This is a genomic window from Microcystis sp. M_QC_C_20170808_M3Col (assembly GCF_007095505.1).
Classification (GTDB): domain Bacteria; phylum Cyanobacteriota; class Cyanobacteriia; order Cyanobacteriales; family Microcystaceae; genus Microcystis.
Map to the genome: position 1 here is coordinate 1 of NZ_SFBY01000117.1, position 4942 is coordinate 4942.

A 4942-nucleotide genomic window follows, 5' to 3' on the forward strand; every position below is an offset into this window, starting at 1 on the left:
CTAACCACTCAATTAGTTCGTGAAAACCAAACGATTGTGGTTGAGAATTTAGCCATCAAGAATCTGGTCAAAAACCCGAAATTATCTCAGGCAATATCTGACGTTAGTTGGGGAGAAATCACTCGACAATTAGCCTATAAATGCCGTTGGTATGGGAGAAATTACATCGAAATAGATAGATGGTTTCCTAGTTCTAAGCGGTGTAGTAATTGTGGGTATATTGCTGAGAAAATGCCGTTAAATGTTCGAGAGTGGGATTGTCCAAGCTGTGGGACACACCATGACCGAGATATTAACGCTAGTAAAAACATTTTGGCCGCAGGACTTGCGGTGTCAGTCTGTAGAGCGACCATAAGACCTTCACAGAGTAAAACTGGGGCGGCAGGTGCGGAACCCCGCAAGGGAAAGAAGCAGAAACCTAAATCGTGAGGTTTGGGAATCACCGTCCGTTTTACGGCGGTGAGGATGTCAACTAGTCGGGGGTTTTACCATGGGGGCGACGGAGGAGTTTAGCTATGAAGATTGGCTAAAAATGTTCGATTTAAACCTCCATAGCACTTTTTTACTGTGTAAACACTGTTTACGCTCGATGAAACTTCATAATTATGGTCGTATCGTTACTATCGGTTCTCGTGGTGCCGTACAACCGGGGGCGAATTTGGCCGCCTATTGTGCCTCGAAAGCGGCGGTAGTGGCTTTAACCCAAGCGATCGCAGAAGAAACCAAACAGACTAATATTACCGCTAACGTGGTTTTGCCCAGTATTATCGATACTCCGGGCAACCGGGAAGCGATGGGAGAGGCAAATGCTAAGGACTGGGTAAGTCCCCAATCTCTAGCCGAGGTGATCTGTTTTCTGGCGGGGGAAGGGGCGAAGGACTTGCGCGGGGCGGCAATTCCCGTCTATGGTTCCCTGTGAGTGGTTTTTTGTCTTCAGGCTGATACACTGATAACGGCGCTCGCTCTCGCTAAAAATTGGGGTTAATTTATGCTTATTCCGATTCTTATCAGTCTTACTGTCTTACTTTTATCCTATCTGCTCGGTTCGATTCCCACGGGTTATTTAATCGGTAAATACAGCAAAGGTATCGATATTCGTGACTATGGTTCCGGTTCCACTGGGGCTACCAATGTGCTAAGAACTCTGGGAAAATCTGCCGGGGCGACGGTGTTATTAATTGATATGTTAAAAGGAATGGCGGCGGTAGCCCTGGTACGAGGGCTATATTTTATGGATGTCAATCCTCTCCCAGAAAGTTGGTATTACTGGTTAATTATTGGGGCGGGATTGGGTGCAGTCATCGGTCATAGTAAATCGATTTTCTTGAATTTTAGTGGTGGTAAATCCGTCGCCACCAGTTTAGGGGTTTTATTAGTGATGAATCCCCTAGTGGCTTGCGGAACTTTGGCGAGTTTTTTGGTTATTCTGGCACTTTTCCGGATTGTTTCTTTAGGTTCGATTATCGGGGCGCTGGTGGTGAATATTTTAATGGTTGTTTTGGGTCAACCTCTCCCCTATATTTTATTTAGTTTGATAGGGGGAATCTATGTGATTGTTCGTCATCAGGGTAATATTAAAAGATTGTTGGCAGGGACGGAACCAAAAATAGGTCAGAAAGTACAGCAATCATCGGAAGTAAGTTAAATAGGGCGGGCTGAATAAGCATAAAAACCTTGTGGGGTAAGACTTTTAGACTTTTTTACCCCAAAAAGTGCCGACCCTTGGAGTGATTGGGAGGAAAATTCAGCTACTTTTTTCCTGAAAATTGGTAAAACCCCACACCCTGCCCCCAGGAAAAACTTTTTCAGCAGACCCTAATTAAGACTGTCTGCTGTGGTTTTTAACCAAAGGATAAAACAATTAATATCTTCTTGGACTTGTAGCCATGTATTATAATAGTTATTAACCAGATTTTCTAGTTTTTGTTTTTCCAATTCAAAACCGTAGATATTGCGAACAACGTGCCGAAAGCTTAGGTATTCATTAAGTTTATACACTGTATCTTCTCGTAATACAGCAGGACGATAATCTTGAGGTTTGCTCATACGATTTAATAGCCTTCTATGCCAGTCATAACTAGATGGTAAGCCACCATTTAACTCAGAAGCGATAATTTGAAAAATTCGTTCACATCCTGTATAAAAGTTATGGAGTTTTAGGGCTAAACTTTCGGCACAAATATCGGCTAGTGCTGGGTTGGTTAGCATTTCCGCTTGAACTAAACGCATTTGGCTTTCTAGCCGATTTAATCTATTAACTTCAGTGGCAATATCAAGAGCGATTTCTTGTAATTCACTGGCACTCATCGGACGCATAAAGACATTCTCCTGTTTGCAAAACTCTTTTAAGAAAATGAGGTTCTAAGTCTTCTATAGGCTTTAAATCAATCCAGCGATCGCTAATTAAATTAACTTTTCCTAAAGCTTGAAAAAAACTTTCTGGAGGTATGCCAGCCACTGCTAGATCAATATCAGAAGTTTCCTGAAATTTACCTTTAACTAAAGAACCAAACAGGATAATTTTTGTAATTGGGAAATTTTTTTTTAGATAATCAATAACTGGCGGCAGATTTTTCCTCGCCTCTTGAGCCAATTTTTGATTATATTCCTGCTGTTCTTTTTGGCGTTTTTGCCAATATTCAAGATAGGGATTATTGACCGACATAATAATTATAATAGCGAGGTATTTAGCTTAATTTTCTGCCCATTGTTGAAAGAAAATTTCAATATCTTTCTCTAAGTTGCTGTTGATTTTTCTTGCCCTGTCTAAATTAATTTTCAATTGTTCATAATCAATATTCGTGCCGTAGGCATGGTGAAAAAAGTGCCAAAATCCTCGTAAACCATTTAACAAAGCAGCGGTTTCTGAAGAAATAAAAGCAGGACAAATTCTGGGGATAGGGACAGTCATTCTGTTTAATAAGGCTGTATGCCATTGCTGGGTATCGGCAATATGATTTTCAAAACAGGCCGCCACTATTTTAAGTAAATCCTCAGTGGCACTGTATAAATTATGGATTTGATAAGCAATGCTTTCTAGGCGAATGACATCATCGGGATTAACACCTTCGGCTCTAACAGCAACTTTATCATCGATCGCTTTGATTAGCTGTAATTGAGCATTTATATCAGCTTTCAACAGAATTAGTTGTCGGTTGTCCATAAAATTCCTTCTTCCCGAATTCGGTGGGCAAAATGACAGTTTTTCAGCAGAATAATATCTACCTCTCTCCCCAGATAATAGGAAAGAATACTAATAGCATCAAAGTGCAATTCGGGATTGATATTTTCGACGGCAATAGCCACATCAGAACCGGGGTGAAATTTATAGGGACGAGTCACGAAGCCAAAGATATAAGCTCGATTAATTCCGTATTTTACAGCATTTTCATGAAGCCATTGTTGAGTTTTTGCCCGCAGGGTTTGTCTTTCCTGTTCCCGTTGAATATCTCTTTCTTTCCCCCCTACTCCCCTTGATCAGGGGGGTGCCGAACTGTTTGGTACTTTATTGATGACGACAATGCCCAATTAGCAAAGGTTTGAGCTATCACCACTACAATAAAATCACTACCTAGGGTTTGCGGCAAAAAGTTTTTCGGTGGGGGTAGGGTGTGGTGTGTGGGGTGTGGGGTTTTACCAGTTTTGAGGTGGCCAATTACCTAATTTTCAGGGAAAAAGTGCCTAAATTTCCCCCCGATCACTGCCATATCCAGTACTTTTTAAGTTCCAAAAGGTTTTTTTCTAAACCGTAGACGAGGGATTGCAGCTGAGTAACTTTGCGGATAGAGAGGAGAACCCCCGGCATATAACAGGAGCGATCGCTGGTATCATGACGAAGGGTATAGATTTCTCCGGGGGAACCGAAAATGACTTCTTGGTGAGCAATTAAACCGGGTAGACGCACGCTATGAATACGGATGTTCTCAGCAGTTAAACCGCCTCTAGCGCCGGGGATAGTTTCTTTTTCGGAAACTTGGGCAGCATTAAAGGTTTTACCTAATTCTGCCAGTAATTGGGCGGTTTTGAGCGCCGTTCCACTGGGTGCGTCTGCTTTTTGATTGTGATGCAGTTCGATAATTTCCAGATGATCAAAGTAGCGGGATGCTTGCAGGGCAGCCTGTTGTAGTAAAACCATGCCAATGGAAAAATTGGGGATAACTAAACAGCCTGTGCTGGCTTTTTCGGCAAATTCGGTTAAATCTTGCAGTTGTGCCGCCGATAATCCCGTAGTTCCCACCACGGGACGCACTCCATAGGCGATCGCACTGCGGGTATTGTCATAAACACCGTCGGGATGGGTAAAATCCACCATCACCCCTTGCACTTTTTCCTGAGTTGCCAGGACTAAAACACTCTGCAAATCGTCGAGTATCGGCACTTCTAGGGGTTCACAACCGGCCACTTCCCCCACATCTTGACCTCGAAAAGCGGGATTTCGATCCACTGCACCCACTAAGATCATATCGTCGGCACGAGCAACGGCTTTAATGACTTCCCGTCCCATTTTACCGGCTGCACCGTTGACAACTACGGGAATCGGGCCTCTATTTTCGGTCATGGTTAATTATTCTCCTTAGTATATAACCTGAGTTCGGGATAAGAAAAGGGAGAAGTGATATGCTGAAAAACAGAAAACCATTCAGCCACCTTGCCCTAGGGTTAGTATAGATGCTTTATTCTGTCATGTCGATTATTTTTGCCAACAATTTGAACCTCAATGCTCAAAAAGCTTACCGAAATTTTGGGTTAAAGCCCCGTCCTTTTAGGACGGCTTTTTAAACTATAGCTTGTTAACTTAACTTTTATTGTGCTATACTGATTTAGTCTAAGTACCCCCTGCGTAAAATGTTTGTCTTAGAGTTTAAAGTTAAAGCTAAAACTCAACAGTATCAAGCCATAGACGATGCTATTCGTACTGCTCAATTCATCCGTAACAAATGTG

The 4942-nt window shown here is 42.3% G+C and carries 7 protein-coding genes and 2 pseudogenes; 4 read left to right on the forward strand and 5 right to left on the reverse strand.

Going from position 1 to position 4942, the window contains the following annotated elements; translation table 11 throughout:
* From EWV84_RS05690 to plsY, 3 genes and pseudogenes are all read left to right on the forward strand, one after another.
* Positions 1-429: RNA-guided endonuclease TnpB family protein (locus tag EWV84_RS05690; RefSeq protein WP_287077056.1), on the forward strand; the 429-nt coding region annotated here is incomplete at its 5' end.
* A 43-nt stretch (positions 430-472) separates the two neighbouring features.
* Positions 473-919 (forward strand): annotated as a pseudogene (locus tag EWV84_RS05695) (SDR family oxidoreductase); the annotation flags it as partial.
* Positions 920-988: 69 nt separating this feature from the next.
* Entirely contained in the window at positions 989-1645 is a 657-nt protein-coding gene (gene plsY / locus EWV84_RS05700; protein WP_416361029.1) for a glycerol-3-phosphate 1-O-acyltransferase PlsY, read from the forward strand.
* Positions 1646-1815: 170 nt separating this feature from the next.
* On the opposite strand, the gene EWV84_RS05705 is transcribed toward plsY, so the two are convergent.
* From EWV84_RS05705 to dapB, 5 genes are all read right to left on the reverse strand, one after another.
* Positions 1816-2316 (reverse strand): ribonuclease toxin HepT-like protein, encoded by a 501-nt coding sequence (locus EWV84_RS05705; protein ID WP_286824406.1) that lies wholly within the window; start codon positions 2314-2316, stop codon positions 1816-1818.
* Positions 2294-2665, reverse strand: coding sequence for a nucleotidyltransferase family protein (locus EWV84_RS05710; protein ID WP_286824405.1), 372 nt, complete (start codon positions 2663-2665; stop codon positions 2294-2296). The genes EWV84_RS05705 and EWV84_RS05710 overlap by 23 nt, the downstream gene beginning before the upstream one ends.
* A 27-nt stretch (positions 2666-2692) precedes the next feature.
* Positions 2693-3163, reverse strand: a complete 471-nt coding sequence (locus EWV84_RS05715; protein ID WP_287077058.1) for a ribonuclease toxin HepT-like protein — start codon at positions 3161-3163, stop codon at positions 2693-2695.
* Positions 3145-3342 carry a nucleotidyltransferase domain-containing protein gene (locus EWV84_RS05720; protein ID WP_287077060.1) on the reverse strand — a complete coding sequence of 66 codons (198 nt, stop codon included), beginning with the start codon at positions 3340-3342 and terminating at the stop codon, positions 3145-3147. The genes EWV84_RS05715 and EWV84_RS05720 overlap by 19 nt, the downstream gene beginning before the upstream one ends.
* A 355-nt stretch (positions 3343-3697) precedes the next feature.
* Positions 3698-4558: a 4-hydroxy-tetrahydrodipicolinate reductase gene (dapB, locus tag EWV84_RS05725; RefSeq protein ID WP_287077062.1), complete on the reverse strand. Its 861-nt coding sequence runs from the start codon at positions 4556-4558 to the stop codon at positions 3698-3700.
* Between the two features lie 287 nt (positions 4559-4845).
* Between dapB and EWV84_RS05730 the strand changes: the two are divergent.
* Positions 4846-4942: pseudogene (locus EWV84_RS05730) on the forward strand (RNA-guided endonuclease InsQ/TnpB family protein); the annotation flags it as partial.

What these genes read in the sequence shown, in the direction of transcription:
- plsY (WP_416361029.1), top strand. Translation starts at nt 989, where the DNA reads ATGCTTATTCCGATTCTTATCAGTCTTACTGTCTTACTTTTATCCTAT.
- EWV84_RS05705 (WP_286824406.1), bottom strand. Translation starts at nt 2,316, where the DNA reads ATGCGTCCGATGAGTGCCAGTGAATTACAAGAAATCGCTCTTGATATT.
- EWV84_RS05710 (WP_286824405.1), bottom strand. Translation starts at nt 2,665, where the DNA reads ATGTCGGTCAATAATCCCTATCTTGAATATTGGCAAAAACGCCAAAAA.
- EWV84_RS05715 (WP_287077058.1), bottom strand. Translation starts at nt 3,163, where the DNA reads ATGGACAACCGACAACTAATTCTGTTGAAAGCTGATATAAATGCTCAA.
- dapB (WP_287077062.1), bottom strand. Translation starts at nt 4,558, where the DNA reads ATGACCGAAAATAGAGGCCCGATTCCCGTAGTTGTCAACGGTGCAGCC.